This window comes from Aquabacterium olei (genome assembly GCF_003100395.1).
GTDB lineage: Bacteria > Pseudomonadota > Gammaproteobacteria > Burkholderiales > Burkholderiaceae_C > Aquabacterium > Aquabacterium olei.
In genome coordinates, this window is record NZ_CP029210.1 from 3112082 (window position 1) to 3125889 (window position 13808).

Genomic DNA, 13808 nt, shown 5'->3' on the forward strand with positions numbered 1-13808 from the left:
CCGCCAGGGGCCGCAATACAGTGAGGGCATGAACTCCCCTGCCCCTGTCCTCTTCGTGTCCCACGGTGCGCCGACCTTCGCACTCGAACCCGGCCAGCTGGGCCAGGCGCTCACGTCACTGGGCCAGCGGCCGCACGCCGCCCGAGCCGTGCTGGTCGTGTCGCCGCACTGGCAGACCCGCGAGCTGGCCGTGACCCTGTCGCGCCAGCCCGAGACGGTGCACGATTTCGGCGGCTTCCCGCCAGCGATGTACCGTCTGCAATACCCCGTGCCCGATCCCCTGCCCTTTGCCGGCAAGGCCGTGCAGACGCTGGCCCGCGCGGGGCTGCGCGTGGTGGGCGACGAGCACCGTGGCCTGGACCATGGCGCCTGGGTGCCGCTGATGCACCTGCTGCCCGCCGGGGCCGATGGCATGGCGCCGTTGCCAGTCTTCCAGGTTTCGCTGCCGGTGCACTACGGGCCGGCGGAGGCCTGGCAGCTCGGGCGCGCGCTGTCGACGCTGCGAGATGAAGGCGTGCTCATCGTCGGCTCGGGCAGCATGACGCACAACCTGCGCGAGGTGCAGTGGGGCGATGCACCACCCGCACCCTATGTGGCCGAGTTCACCCGCTGGGTGGAAGACGCCGTGGCGCGGGGCGACGACGATGCCGTGATCGCCTACCGGCAGCGCGCGCCGCATGCCACGCGGGCGCATCCCACAGAAGAACACTTCCTGCCCCTGCTGGTGGCGCTCGGCGCCCGCCGCCACGGCGATGCCTTCATCAGCCTGGCAGCCGACACCACGCACGGCGTGCTGTCGATGGCCACCTTTGGCTGGGGTTGGCCTCAAGTCTGATCCGGGGCGGCCGATAGGGCGATAACGGCCGGTCCAGTTTGTCGGCCCCCAACCGGGATGCCCCATGGCTGCCTCCTTCGATCGCCCCCGCCGCCGCGCTCTGCGCTGGCTCGGTGGCGCCCTCGCTGCACCCGCCTGCCTGCAGGCCGCGATGGCCGCGGCTTCGCCCGTGCGCGTGGGGATGACGGCCGAACTCCGCATGACGTCCAGCACCAGCGACGATGCGGTCCGCCTGGGGCTGGAGCTGGCCATCGAAGACCTCAACGCCGCGGGGGGTGTGCTGGGCCGGCCATTGCTGCTCGAAGTCCGCGACGACCGCAGTGTGCCGAGCCGGGGTGTCGAGAACCTGCGCGAACTGGCGGCCCTGCCCGATCTGGTTGGCGTGTTCGGCAGCCGCTTCAGCCCGGTGCTGACGGAGATGGGCCAGGTGGCACCCGCACTGCAGTGCCCCGTCTTCAGCCCCTGGGCGGCCGGCAACACCGTGCTCGATCCGACGCGCCAGCCCGACTGGTCGTTCAGGGTCTCGCTCAATGACACCTGGGCCATGGAGACCCTGCTGGACGCGGCGGCGGCCGACGGGTGCCAGCGCGTGGGGCTGATGTTGCCGAATTCCGGGTGGGGGCGCAGCTGTCACAAGGTGGTCGAGGAATACACCGCACGGCATCGGGCGATCCGCGTGCTGCCGGCCCGCTGGTACAACTGGGGCGGCGAGACGTCTCTGATCGACCACGTGCTGAACCTGAGGCAGGCCGGCGCACAGGCCCTCGTCCTCGTCGCCAACGAGCCCGAGGGGGTGCTGCTCATGCGTGAAATGCTGAGCCTGCCACCACCCAGCCGTCTGCCCATCCTGAGCCACTGGGGCATTGCCGGGGGCGACTTCCCGCGTCTGGTGGGCCCGGCACTCGGTGAGCTGGACCTGCGCGTGGTGCAGACCGCCGCCCTGCAGATGGCCCGCACCCCGCGGGGCAGGCGCCTGCAGCAACGGGCCGCCGAGCGCATGGGCGTGGCCGACCCGCAGCGCGTGCCTTCGCTGGTGGGGCTGGGCCATGCGTACGACGCGATGCTGATCCTGCACCGTGCCGTGGCCCGCGCCGGCACGACGCGGCGTGAGGCGGTACGCGACGCACTGGAGCACCTCGACCCGGTGGAGGGCGTGGTGCGCCGCTATGCGCCAGCCTTCACGCGCGAGCGCCACGAGGCACTCCACGCCTCGGACGTCTTCCTGGCCCGCTGGGATGCCGAGGGCCGACTGCAGCGCGCCCCGCGCCATCCGACCTGAGGCCCGTGCTCATGGACGACGCTCCCAGCTCGCTGTTTTCGTCCACGCTGGCCGAGCCGCCGGATCTGAGTGGCACCGTCAGCCTCGGGACCCGGCTGTCGATCGGCGCGCGGAGGCTGGTGACCCTGGTGGTCCTGCTCATCGGCGGCGTGTCGCTCGCCTTCATCGTGTGGCTGCTGCTGCAGCGTGCGGACGCCGAACTGCGCTCGCACGGCGAGGAAGTGCGGCTCAAGCTGTCGGCGGCACTCGACACCGCCACGCTGGGGCTGGCCGATCTCTCGCAGCGATCGCTGGTGCGCAACGCGCTGGTGGACCCGACCGGCCGTGACGCCTACATCCGCCCCACCCTGGTCGAACACCGGCGCCACCACCCGGCCGTGGCCTCGGTGTGGCTCACGGACCACCTGGGTCGGCCTCTGGCCAGCAGCACCGCCGTGACGCCTGGCGCGGGCAAGGCCGACCCCGACATCCAGGAGCTCGCCACCCGCAGCGTGGTCGCCGGTCAACTGCAGCAGCAGCTGCGTCAGCGAGATGGCCGCTGGCGGCTCATCCTGGCCTACCCGGTGTTTTTCGGCGCCACCGCCTCGGCCGAAGGGGCGCTGGTCGGCGAGCTGGATCTGGCGCAGCTGCTGAAGGAGCCGCTGAGCACCATTCCGTCGGACTACCGCGGCGAGGTCCGCAGTGGCGGGCAGATCTTGTCGAGCACCGGCAAACGCCTCAGCAGCGAGCTGTCGGTTTCCTGGCCGGTGCAACTGCGTACACGCGACAACGGCACAAGCCACGCGTTCACGCTCCAGGTCTTCGAGACCACCCTCCACGCCCTGCAGCCCGTGCTGTGGGTGGGGCTGGTGTACGGGCTGTTGACGGCCATCGTGCTGCGTGTGGCGCGGCGCTGGGTCGAGCGGTATGCCAGCGCTGCCATCGAGCCACTGCAGGCGCTCAAGAAGGCCGCCCGCCGCGTCACGCGGGACGGCCTGGACGAGATCCCGCAACTCTCGGCCGACCAGCTGCGCCGCGGCGGGGCCGAAGTGCACAGCCTGGCGCACAGCTTTCAGACGATGCTCACCCGGCTGCAGGCTGCCCACAGCGGGCTGGAGCAGACCGTCGCGCACCGCACCGAAGAGCTCGCGCACGCCAAGGAACGCCTCGACAGCATTCTGGCCAGCCTGCATGACGGCGTCTACTCGCTCAGCATCGACCGGCAGACCCTGCTGTTTGCCAGCCCGCCCGTGCACGCGCTGCTGGGCCTGCCGCCGGGCCGCACGCCCATGGTGGAGGCCACCATGCAGACCTTGCTCGATCACCACGGCCGGCAGGCACTCGACGGGGCCATTGCCCACGCCATGAAAGCCGGCAGCGCGGCCGTGCGGCTGGCCGTACCAGGTGACGACCGCGGCCCGCGCTGGCTGCTCAACCGGCTCAACATCGTGCGCGACCCGGAAGGCAAGCCTGTGCGCCTGGACGGCACCCTGTCGGACATCACCGGCATGGTCCGCGCCGAGGCATGGCGCGAGCAGGCCACCGCCGAGCTGCGTCTGCGCGACCGTGCCATCGACGCCAGCACCAACGGCATCGTGCTGGTCGATGTGCGCAAGCCGCATGCGCCGCTGGCCTTTGTCAACGAGGGCTTCGAGCGCGTGACCGGCTACCGCCGCGACGAGGTTCTGGGCCGCTCCTGCAGCTTCCTGCAGGGCGACGACCGCGACCAGCCCGGGCTCGCCGTCCTGCGCGACGCCATCGCCAATCACACGCCCTGCCGCGTGCTGCTGCGCAACTACCGCAAGGACGGCCGCCGCTTCGACAACGACCTGTCGATCGCGCCGGTGCACCACGAACGCACGGGCGAGGTCACGCACTACATCGGCGTCATCAGCGACATCACCGAGCAGCGCGCCGCCGAGGCGCAGTTGCGCGATCAGTTCGCCCGCCTCGACACCATCTTTGCGCTGAGCCCCGATGGCTTCGTCTCGTTCGACAAGGCCGGCCGGGTCGTGTCGTGCAACCCGTCTTTCGAGCGCCTGACCGGGCTCACGGTGGACGAGGTGACCGGGCTGGACGTGCACGACTTCGACGCCCGACTCGCCCAGTGCATCGAGCAACGCAACCCGCCCGGCATGGCGCACTGGAGCGCCGGGCCCGAAGACGAGAGCGAGGTGCTGGTGCTGCGCGGCCCGCCGCAGCGGGTGCTGGTGTGCACCACGCGGCAGTGCACGGCGCAGAACGTGTCGCGCGTGCTGCACCTGCGCGACATCACCCGGGAAACCGAGGTCGACCGCATGAAGAGCGAGTTCCTGTCGACGGCCGCTCACGAGCTGCGCACCCCGATGGCCAGCATCCGCGGCTTCTCGGACCTGCTGCTGATGCGCCGCTTCGACGAAGAGCGCACCCGCGATCTGCTGCAGACCATCAACCGGCAGTCGGTGTGGCTGACCAACATGATCAACGAGCTGCTGGACCTGGCCCGCATCGAAGCGCGCAAGGGCAAGGACTTCCAGCGGGCCTCGACCGACGTGGGTGAGCTGATGCAGCACATCGTGGCCTCGCACATGGTGCCTGGCGACGAGCGCCGCGTGGCCCTGCAGGTCGACACGGCCCTGCCCTCTGCGCTGGTCGATGCGGCCAAGCTCCAGCATGCGGTCACCAACGTCCTGTCCAACGCCTACAAGTATTCGCCGGAAGGTGGCGACATCGCCATGAGCGTGAGTCGGGCCGAGCGCGCCGGTCGACCGGGCATCGCGATCGTGGTGCGCGACCAGGGCATCGGCATGACACCGGAGCACACGCAGCGCGCCTTCGAGCGCTTCTTCCGCGCCGATGCCTCCGGCAACATCCCGGGCACCGGCCTGGGCCTGGCGCTGGTAAAGGAGATCGTCGAACTGCATGGCGGCCAGGTCGAGCTCGACAGCGAACGGGGCGTGGGCACCACCGTGACGCTGTGGCTGCCGGCCGAGACCAGCGTGGCCGCCGCGCCCGCTGTGGCGGACGGCACAACCTGAATCGGGCGCCCCCTGGGAGCCCCGCGCTGACGGGCGCGCGGCTTGCTGACCGATGGCAATCTGCATCCACACCGTTTTGCTATGCCCGCTGAAACCACGCCAAGCCGCGCCAGTCCGGTCGCGCAGCCAGCCGCGCGTGCTGCCACCACAGCACCTGCCTCTCAGCCCGTGGTCGTCATCACCGGCGCCTCGGCCGGCGTGGGCCGGGCGGTGGCAACCGAGTTCGCGCGCCACGGCTGGCGGGTGGCACTGCTGGCCCGCGGTGCCGACGGCCTGGCCGGTGCGCAGCGCGATGTCGAACATCAGGGCAGCGAAGCCCTCGTGGTCCCCACCGACGTGGCCGAGTCGCAGCAGGTCGAAGCCGCAGCCGACGAGGTGATCCGTGCGTGGGGGCGCATCGACGTCTGGGTGAACAACGCGATGGCCACGCTGTTTGCCGACGCGCTGTCCATCTCGCCGACCGATTTCCAGCGCGCCACCGACGTCACGTACCACGGCACCGTCTGGGGCACGCTGGCCGCATTGCGCCACATGAAGCGCCAGGGCCACGGCACCATCGTGCAGGTGGGCTCCGCCCTGGCCTACCGTTCCATCCCCTTGCAGGCACCCTACTGCGGGGCCAAGGCCGCGGTCCGCGGGTTCACCGACGCGCTGCGGTGCGAGCTGGTTCACGAGCGCAGCCCCGTTCACCTCACGATGGTGCAGCTGTCGGCCTTCAACACCCCGCAGTTCGACTGGGGACGCACGGCGTTCGACCGGCGGCCCCGCCCGATGGGCAAGGTCTTCCAGCCCGAATTGGCCGCACGCGCCGTGTACTGGGCCGCCACCCACCGGCGCCGCGAAGTGTGGGTGGGCTGGCCCGCGGTGCAGGCCATCCTGGGCACCCTGGTGATGCCCGGCGTGCTGGACCGCCTGCTGGGCCGCCGCGCGGTGAGCGGGCAGCTGACCGCTGAGCCCTTGCCGCCCGGACACCAGGACAACCTCTGGCAACCCGTGCCCGGCGACCACGGCGCCCATGGCCGGTTCGACGCCGAGGCCACGCCCCACAGCACGCAGCACTGGCTCAACACCCACCGCGGCAGCCTGGCGGCCGCTGGGCTCATGGTGTGGGCGGGCTGGCTGGCCGTTCGCCAGGCGCGCCTGCGGCGGGCGAACGGCCGATAAGCGGCACAGCGGTGCCGGTCAGGTCCCGCTCAGAAGGACGTCCAGTCGTCGGCGTCCGCCTGTGCCGCAACCGGGGTCTGAGCCAGGGTCGGGGTGGGGGTGCTGGAAGGGGTTGACGTCAGGGGGGGTGGCTTCGCCGCGACAGGCGCAGGCACCGCGGGGCGCGGGGTCTGCAGGGGGGCCGGCACGCTGCGCGCCGCCTGGTAAGACGAGGCCGTCCCCTTTTGCGACAGCTTGAACACCGCCACGGCATGCACCAGCTGCTGTGCCTGGCCCTTGAGGCTTTCGGCGGCCGCGGCACTCTGCTCGACCAGCGCGGCATTCTGCTGCGTGACCTGGTCCATCTGCCCCACGGCGCCGCTCACCTGCTGGATGCCCGAGCTTTGCTCGACCGTCGCCGAGGTGATCTCCGCGACGATGTCGCTCACGCGGCGGATGGAGCCCACGATCTCGTCCATCGTCTTGCCCGCCTGGTCCACCAGCACGGTGCCCTGCTCCACCTGCTCCACGCTGCGGCCGATGAGCGTCTTGATCTCCTTGGCCGCCTCCGCGCTGCGCTGCGCCAGCGTGCGCACCTCGGACGCCACCACGGCAAAGCCCCGACCCTGCTCGCCGGCCCGTGCGGCCTCCACCGCGGCGTTCAACGCCAGGATGTTGGTCTGGAAGGCGATGCCGTCGATCACGCCGATGATGTCGCCGATCTTGCGGCTGCTGTCGCTGATGCCCTGCATCGTGGACACGACCTTGCCCACCACCTCACCGCCCTGGGCCGCCACCGCCGACGCGCCCTGCGCCAGGGTGTTGGCCTGCTGCGCGCTGTCGGCGTTGTTGCGCACGGTGGATCCCAGCTGGCTCATGGTGGCCGATGTCTGCTGAAGCGCCGTCGCCTGCTCTTCGGTGCGCTGGCTCAGATCCTGGTTGCCCAGTGCGATCTCGGCGCTCGCCGTGGCCACCCCTTCGGCGTTCTGCCGCACCTGCGAGACCACATCGGTCAGTGAGGTCTGCATGGCGGCCAGCGCGCCGAGCAGCGGGCTGAACTCGTCACGTGCGTCGTCCGCCACGGCCACCGAGAAATCGCCTTCCTTGACGCGGTCAGCCACCGTCTGCGCCTGCGCCACACGGCCGCGCAACGAGCGCGCCATGTACCACGAGAAGGCCAGCAGGCCGACCCCCACCGCCGCGACCAGGCCGGAAAGCTGCAGACGCGTGCTGTCCACGTTCGTGCCGATGGTGGCCACATCCTGCCCCAGGACCTTGATCTGCCGATCACGCTCCTCGCTCAACCACTTCTGGATCTTGGCGAACTGCGGCGTGGTGGTCTGGGCCAGCATCACCAGGGCCTCCTCTTGCTGCCCGTCCTTGACCAGCTGAAGGTTCTTCAGCGCCACCGGCCACGACACCTCCTGCAGGTCCAACCAATCGCGCTTGAAGGCATCCCGGCCCGCCTGGTCGGTGATCTCGGCCAGAAAGTCCGCGTCGTTCTTCGAAATCTGCTCGCGCTTCAGTCGCACGGCGTTGGCCGCCTGCTCGATCTCTTCCGGGCTCTTGGCCAGCATGGCCTGCCGGATGTCGGACAGCGCCTGCGACACCTTCAGTTCGGTGCTGGCAATCAGGCTGAGCTGCAGCACCTTGACGTTGCCCGTGCGGTGGGTCAGGCCCTGCACTTCACCCAACTGCTGCCAGGCACTGGCGGTCACGGCCACCAGGGCCGCGATCAACGTCAAAGAGACAACATAGAGCCGCGCGCTCAGGCTCAAATTGTGGAAGAAAGACATGGTGCGTTTCCTGTACGAGAGAAACCCACTATGACGTCATGGCTGTCACACGCGGAAGTGTGTCATTGTCCGAAATCCGACTTTCTGGCAACTTTGTCGCAGGGGTGACGGACAGATCTGGTCGCCGCTCACGCCACACCATGAAATTCGCAACAGCCAGCACGCAATGCAAAAAGCCCAAGTGACGCATCACTTGGGCTTTCTCGTGTTCCTGGTCGGGGTGAGAGGATTCGAACCTCCGGCCTCTACGTCCCGAACGTAGCGCTCTACCAGGCTAAGCTACACCCCGTCTCTGATCTGCTGCTCAAGAAGAGCGCTTGATCGAGTCAGACAGCAATTCTAGCATGGCTTCTCGCCACTTCGAGGCCGGCAGTGCATCCAGACAACGTTTCGCCACCTCGGCCTGGGCGTGCGCGGCCTCGCGCGTGGCCTCCAGCGCCCCCGTGGCCTTCACGATCTCGATGATCTGCGGCATGCGCTCCACCTCGCCGTGCACGATGGCCTCACGGATCAGCGCCGACTGCTCGGGCGTGCCACGCTGCATGGCCACCAGCAGCGGCAGCGTGGGCTTGCCTTCGCGCAGGTCGTCGCCGATGTTCTTGCCCAGTTCGGCCGTGCTGCCTTCGTAATCCAGCAGGTCGTCGATCAGCTGGAAGGCGGTGCCGATGGCGCGGCCATACGATGCGCAGGCCTCCTCGATCTCGGCCGGCGCATCCGAGATGACGGCGCCCAGGCGGGCACTCGCCTCGAACAGCTTCGCCGTCTTGTATTCGATGACACGCAGGTAGTCGTCCACCGAGATGTCGGGGTCGTGCATGTTCATCAGCTGCAGCACCTCGCCCTCGGCAATCACGTTGGTGGCCTCGGCCAGCACCTCCATCACGCGCAGGCGGTTGGTCGACACCATCATCTGGAAGGCGCGCGAGTAAAGGAAGTCGCCCACCAGCACGCTGGCCGCGTTGCCGAACAGCGCATTGGCCGTCTTGCGGCCCCGACGCAGATCCGATTCATCGACCACATCGTCGTGCAGCAGCGTCGCGGTGTGGATGAACTCGACCACCGCGGCCAGTTCGTGGCGGTGCGGCGTGTCCTCGCCCAGCGCGCCAGCCACCAGCAGCAGCAGCATCGGGCGCACCCGCTTGCCGCCGGCACTCACGATGTAGTGCGAGATCTGGTTGACCAGGGCCACCTTCGAGGCCAGACGCTGGTGGATGACCTCGTCCACCAGGGCCATGTCGGCGGCGGCAAGGGCTCGGTAGCTGGATGGCGTGGTGGAGGCGGTCACAAGCGCGGGGGGGTTGAAAGGTAACGGAACGCGTCATTATAGGAAGGCAGTCCGGGCGCATCCGGAGCACCACAGTGGCTGGCGGGGCAGTGGCCCGTGGCCGACAATGGCAAATCCAAGGCCTCCTGATCCACGTCACCATGAGCAGCCCGCACACCGTTCCCCTCGAGCCCGCGCCGCACGTCGCCCCGACGCCCGCGTTGAGCCTCGCCATCATCGGCGCCGGCCCGGCCGGACTGAGCCTCGCGCTGCAGGCCGCCGCCGCCCTGCCCAAGGCCCGCATCACCGTGTTCGACGCACGCAGCGCCAGCAAGGACATCTCGGGCGACGCGCGCACCCTGGCCCTGTCGCTCGGCACCGTGCAGGAACTGCAGCGCATGGGCGTGTGGGATGCCATCGAGCAGGCCGGCCAGACTGCGCCGATTCGCGAAGTGCACGTCTCGCAGCAGCAACCCACCGTGCTGTGGCCAGGCGCCCAACAGCCCGAAGTGCGCATCACGGCGCAGGAGCAGGGCGTGCCCCGCCTGGGTGTGGTGTGCAGCTACGGCACGCTCGTGGCGCCACTGCAAAAAGCCTGGGAGGCCGCCACCGCGGCCGAGCCGCACCGTCTGGCCATGCGCTTCGACACCCCGGTGCGTGGCTTCAAGCCGCTGGGCCCGGAAGGCGTGGAGATCGACGCCGACATCGCCGAGCGCTTCGACCTGGCCGTGGTGGCCGAAGGCGGGGTCTTTTCCGAGCAGGCCAAGCTGCAATGGCCGCGCGGCGTCAGCCACGACTACAACCAGACCGCCTGGGTGGGCCAGGTCCTGCTGGACGACTCCGGCGCCCGTGGCACGGCGTTCGAGCGCTTCACCCCCTCGGGTCCGGCTGCGCTGCTGCCCCTGCCCGATGGTCCGATCGAGCCCGGTGGCCCGGTGGGGCGGCGCGCAGCCCTGGTGTGGTGCGTCAATGCGGCCGACGATCCCGTGCTGGAACTCACCCCGGCGCAGCGGCTCACGCTGCTCAACACGGTCTTCCACCCGGACGCCGGGCAGCTGCTGGCCATGTCGCCGCTGAAGGCCTTCCCGCTGGGCCTCAACGCCCATCGCAAGTTGGTCGAAGACGGCGCCGTGGTGCGCATCGGCAATGCCGCGCAGACGATGCACCCGGTGGCCGGCCAGGGCTTCAACCTCGGCATGCGCGACGTGCACGAGTTGCTGGCCGCGCTCAAGGCCGAAACCTTGGCGCCGCCCGCCGGCACGCCAGGGGTGCTGCAAGCCGATGCCACTGCGCGGGCCAGCCGCGTGCAGCACGCGCTGCGCCGCTTCGAGCGTCGCCGTCAGCCCGATCGCTGGGCCCTGCTCGCCACCACCGATTTCCTCGCACGGAGCTTCACTTGGCCCGCGCCCATCCTCGCCACGGCACGCGGCCTCGGGCTGGGTGCCGTGCAGGCCCTCGGCCCGGTCAAGCGCCTGGTGGCGCGCTCGATGATGTTCGGCTGGCGCTGAACCCGCTGCGTTCAGACCCGCTCGGTGGCCTCCGCCGGGCGGATCACGGTGCGGCCCATGCGGCCGGAACGTCCACCGCCAACCGATCCGGCACCGCCGTCGACCCACCATGGGCCAGGGTCAGGGCCCAGGCGGCGATGGCGGCGAACAGGGTGTGCTGCAACAACTTCTTGCGCATGAATCGGCTCCAGGAATCAATGCGGTCATCCTAGGCAAGCGGCCGGCCGGCAATGCACCGAACAGGGCACCTCCAGCCGTGCACTTCAGCACGATTTGTTCCCCTCGCCCCTGGCAGCAGCGGGGCCGCCGACCTCCAGGCCCGCATCGCAGCCGATGCCTGACGCGATCACGCGGCGCACCCAATGTCGCCACAGCCGACGAGGCCAGAACGGCCGCGGGGCTGCCGCCGTCACATCGGCCTCGCCCATCAGGCCGCAGACATAACGCCCGCCCGCCTCCGACCACTTCAGGGCCGCACACGCCCCCGTGCGCCGGCGGCTCACCAGCACGCCCACCGGGCATGGCTCGGCCAGGCAGCACACGCCACAGCCATTGCACGGCTGGCCTTCGGCCGGCTTGGGCGGCGCCTCGGGGTGAATGTGGATGACTTGCTCGCGCGGGGGCATGGCGGCAGCATACGTCGGGCCACCGGGGCGCCATCGCGGGAAATGGGCCCCGGGCTCGTCACGGGCCTTACCGGGTCACCGTTGAGACGGGGGCAAACCGACGGCGTGCAACGGCCGGGCCCGTGCGAGACAATAGCCGGATGAACACCGCCGCCACCTCCCTCGCCCCGTCGGCCGACCTGCCCGTCGACCAGTACATGGACGCCGTGGGCCGCGCCGCCCGCGTGGCCGCCACGGCCATGGCCGCCTCCAGCACGGCCGCCCGCAACAACGTGCTGCTCGCCCTGGCCGGCCAGATCCGCGCCCACGCTGGCGAACTGAAGGCCCGCAACGAAGCCGACATCATCGCCGCTGAAAAGAACGGCCTGGCCGCCCCGATGGTCGACCGCCTGCGCCTGACGGACAAGGTCATCGAGACCATGGCCGAAAGCTGCGAACAGGTGGCCGCCCTCCCCGACCCGGTCGGCGAGATCACCAACGTGCGCCGCCGCCCCACCGGCATCAGCGTGGGCCAGATGCGCGTGCCGATCGGCGTGTTCGGCATGATCTACGAGTCGCGCCCGAACGTGACGATCGAGGCCGCCTCGCTGGCCATCAAGAGCGGCAACGCCTGCGTGCTGCGCGGCGGCTCGGAAGCCATCCACTCCAACCTGGCGCTGTGGAAGCTGGTGCAGGCCGCGCTCACGCAGGTGGGCCTGCCCGCCAACGCCGTGCAGCTGGTGCAGACCACCGACCGCGCCGCCGTGGGCCAGCTCATCGCCATGCCGCAGTACGTCGATGTCATCATCCCGCGCGGCGGCAAGGGCCTGATCGAGCGCATCAGCAACGAAGCCCGTGTGCCGGTCATCAAGCACCTCGACGGCAACTGCCACACCTATGTCGACAGCGAGGTCGATCTGGACCTGGCCGTGAAGGTCACGGACAACGCGAAGACGCAGAAGTACAGCCCCTGCAACGCGACCGAATCGCTGCTGGTGCACGCCGCGCAGGCGGCGGCCTTCCTGCCCCGCATCGGCAAGGTGTTTGCCGACAAGGGCGTGGAGATGCGTGCCGATGCCCGCGCCAAGGCCATCCTGGCCGACGTGCCGGGTGCCAAGGTGGTCGAGGCCACCGAGCAGGACTGGTTCGAGGAATACCTGGCGCCGGTGATCGCGGTGAAGGTGGTCGATTCGCTGGACGAGGCCATCGCCCACATCAACCACTACGGCTCGCACCACACCGACGCCATCCTGACCACCAACCACCCCAACGGCATGCGCTTCATCCGCGAGGTGGATTCATCCAGCGTGATGATCAATGCGTCGACGCGCTTTGCCGACGGCTTCGAGTACGGTCTGGGCGCCGAGATCGGCATCAGCACCGACAAGTTCCACGCGCGCGGCCCGGTCGGCCTGGAAGGCCTGACCTCGCTGAAGTTCGTGGTGCTCGGCCAAGGGGAAGTGCGCAGCTGACGGCCCCAGGGGGGCCCCTCCTGCCCGCCTCGCCCCTCACGACCCGGAGCCCGGCCCCATGCCGGGCTCTTGCTTTGAGTGCCTGCCCGGCGCCCGTTTCTTGTCTGCCTCATGGACCTGACCCCGCTCAACATCGCCCTCATGGTGCTCGCCTCCACCGCCGCCGGCCTGGTCGACGCCATCGTGGGCGGCGGGGGGCTGATCATGGTGCCCTCGCTGTTCGGGCTGTTCCCGCAGGCCGTGCCGGCCACGCTGCTGGGCACGAACAAGGCCGCATCCATCTGGGGGACGGCATGGTCAGCCTGGCAGTACGCGCAGCGTGTGAAGCTGCCTTCGGCCCGCCTGATGGGCGCGCTGGTGGCCACCGTGCTGGGCAGCGTCGTGGGCGCCTGGCTCGCCACGCGCGTGCCAGCCGACCGCTTCCGCGCGGCGCTGCCCGTGGTGCTGGCCGCCGTGTGGGGCTACACCCTGTGGCGCAAGGACCTGGGCCACACCCACCTGCCACACTGGTCGGCCCGCACCGAGGCGCTGATCGCCACAGCCATCGGCGGTGTCATCGGTTTTTACGACGGCGTGTTCGGTCCGGGCACCGGCAGCTTCTTCGTGTTCGCGCTGGTGCGCGCACTGGGCTGGGACTTTCTTCATGCCAGTGCGGCTGCCAAGCGCCTGAACTTCGCCACGAACGCGGCGGCGCTGGCCTGGTTCATCCCGCACGGGCACGTGGTGTGGGCCCTGGCGCTGCCGATGGCCGCGGCCAACGTGCTGGGCAGCAGCATCGGCACCCGGCTGGCGCTGCGCCACGGTGCCGGCTTCGTGCGGGTGGCCTTCCTGGTGGTGGTCGGAGCGCTCATCTGCAAGACCGGCTTCGACGCCTGGATGCGCTGAGCCACTGGCTCACACACTGAGCCAG

11 protein-coding genes and 1 tRNA gene are annotated in these 13808 nt (G+C 69.9%); 7 read left to right on the plus strand and 5 right to left on the minus strand.

Features of this window, described 5'->3' with window-relative positions:
* Positions 1 to 28 precede the first annotated feature (28 nt).
* From DEH84_RS13950 to DEH84_RS13965, 4 genes are all read left to right on the plus strand, one after another.
* Positions 29 to 835: a DODA-type extradiol aromatic ring-opening family dioxygenase gene (locus DEH84_RS13950; protein ID WP_109037399.1), complete on the plus strand. Its 807-nt coding sequence runs from the start codon at positions 29 to 31 to the stop codon at positions 833 to 835.
* 64 nt (positions 836 to 899) lie between these two features.
* Positions 900 to 2114, plus strand: coding sequence for an ABC transporter substrate-binding protein (locus DEH84_RS13955; protein WP_109037400.1), 1215 nt, complete (start codon positions 900 to 902; stop codon positions 2112 to 2114).
* 11 nt (positions 2115 to 2125) lie between these two features.
* Positions 2126 to 5110, plus strand: coding sequence for an ATP-binding protein (locus DEH84_RS13960; RefSeq protein ID WP_109037401.1), 2985 nt, complete (start codon positions 2126 to 2128; stop codon positions 5108 to 5110).
* A gap of 168 nt (positions 5111 to 5278) precedes the next feature.
* Positions 5279 to 6274, plus strand: coding sequence for an SDR family oxidoreductase (locus DEH84_RS13965; RefSeq protein WP_245932594.1), 996 nt, complete (start codon positions 5279 to 5281; stop codon positions 6272 to 6274).
* A 29-nt stretch (positions 6275 to 6303) separates the two neighbouring features.
* Here the strand turns inward: DEH84_RS13965 and DEH84_RS13970 are convergent, their stop codons facing one another.
* The 3 genes from DEH84_RS13970 to DEH84_RS13980 form a co-directional block, all read right to left on the minus strand.
* Positions 6304 to 8049, minus strand: coding sequence for a methyl-accepting chemotaxis protein (locus DEH84_RS13970; protein WP_109037403.1), 1746 nt, complete (start codon positions 8047 to 8049; stop codon positions 6304 to 6306).
* A 212-nt stretch (positions 8050 to 8261) separates the two neighbouring features.
* Positions 8262 to 8338: transfer RNA gene (locus tag DEH84_RS13975), tRNA-Pro, on the minus strand.
* A gap of 15 nt (positions 8339 to 8353) precedes the next feature.
* Positions 8354 to 9283 (minus strand): polyprenyl synthetase family protein, encoded by a 930-nt coding sequence (locus tag DEH84_RS13980; protein ID WP_109038404.1) that lies wholly within the window; start codon positions 9281 to 9283, stop codon positions 8354 to 8356.
* Positions 9284 to 9474: 191 nt separating this feature from the next.
* On the opposite strand from DEH84_RS13980, the gene DEH84_RS13985 reads away from it, so the two are divergent.
* A complete protein-coding gene (locus tag DEH84_RS13985) occupies positions 9475 to 10821 on the plus strand; it encodes an FAD-dependent monooxygenase (RefSeq protein ID WP_109037404.1) in 1347 nt (448 codons plus the stop codon).
* 43 nt (positions 10822 to 10864) lie between these two features.
* Here the strand turns inward: DEH84_RS13985 and DEH84_RS19635 are convergent, their stop codons facing one another.
* Together DEH84_RS19635 and DEH84_RS13990 are read right to left on the minus strand one after the other, a co-directional pair.
* A complete protein-coding gene (locus tag DEH84_RS19635; RefSeq protein WP_281262553.1) occupies positions 10865 to 10999 on the minus strand; it encodes a hypothetical protein in 135 nt (44 codons plus the stop codon).
* An 85-nt stretch (positions 11000 to 11084) separates the two neighbouring features.
* On the minus strand, positions 11085 to 11447 hold the full coding sequence (locus tag DEH84_RS13990; protein ID WP_109037405.1) for a hypothetical protein: 363 nt from the start codon (positions 11445 to 11447) through the stop codon (positions 11085 to 11087).
* Positions 11448 to 11587: 140 nt separating this feature from the next.
* Between DEH84_RS13990 and DEH84_RS13995 the strand changes: the two genes are divergently transcribed.
* Positions 11588 to 12898: a glutamate-5-semialdehyde dehydrogenase gene (locus DEH84_RS13995; RefSeq protein ID WP_109037406.1), complete on the plus strand. Its 1311-nt coding sequence runs from the start codon at positions 11588 to 11590 to the stop codon at positions 12896 to 12898.
* A gap of 111 nt (positions 12899 to 13009) precedes the next feature.
* On the plus strand, positions 13010 to 13783 hold the full coding sequence (locus DEH84_RS14000; RefSeq protein WP_109037407.1) for a sulfite exporter TauE/SafE family protein: 774 nt from the start codon (positions 13010 to 13012) through the stop codon (positions 13781 to 13783).
* Positions 13784 to 13808 lie beyond the last annotated feature (25 nt).

Bases quoted from the DNA above. Each gene is read 5' to 3' on its own strand.
- DEH84_RS13950 (WP_109037399.1), top strand. From the start codon at position 29: ATGAACTCCCCTGCCCCTGTCCTCTTCGTGTCCCACGGTGCGCCGACC.
- DEH84_RS13955 (WP_109037400.1), top strand. From the start codon at position 900: ATGGCTGCCTCCTTCGATCGCCCCCGCCGCCGCGCTCTGCGCTGGCTC.
- DEH84_RS13960 (WP_109037401.1), top strand. From the start codon at position 2,126: ATGGACGACGCTCCCAGCTCGCTGTTTTCGTCCACGCTGGCCGAGCCG.
- DEH84_RS13970 (WP_109037403.1), bottom strand. From the start codon at position 8,049: ATGTCTTTCTTCCACAATTTGAGCCTGAGCGCGCGGCTCTATGTTGTC.
- DEH84_RS13980 (WP_109038404.1), bottom strand. From the start codon at position 9,283: ATGGCCCTGGTGGACGAGGTCATCCACCAGCGTCTGGCCTCGAAGGTG.
- DEH84_RS13985 (WP_109037404.1), top strand. From the start codon at position 9,475: ATGAGCAGCCCGCACACCGTTCCCCTCGAGCCCGCGCCGCACGTCGCC.
- DEH84_RS19635 (WP_281262553.1), bottom strand. From the start codon at position 10,999: ATGCGCAAGAAGTTGTTGCAGCACACCCTGTTCGCCGCCATCGCCGCC.
- DEH84_RS13990 (WP_109037405.1), bottom strand. From the start codon at position 11,447: ATGCCCCCGCGCGAGCAAGTCATCCACATTCACCCCGAGGCGCCGCCC.
- DEH84_RS13995 (WP_109037406.1), top strand. From the start codon at position 11,588: ATGAACACCGCCGCCACCTCCCTCGCCCCGTCGGCCGACCTGCCCGTC.
- DEH84_RS14000 (WP_109037407.1), top strand. From the start codon at position 13,010: ATGGACCTGACCCCGCTCAACATCGCCCTCATGGTGCTCGCCTCCACC.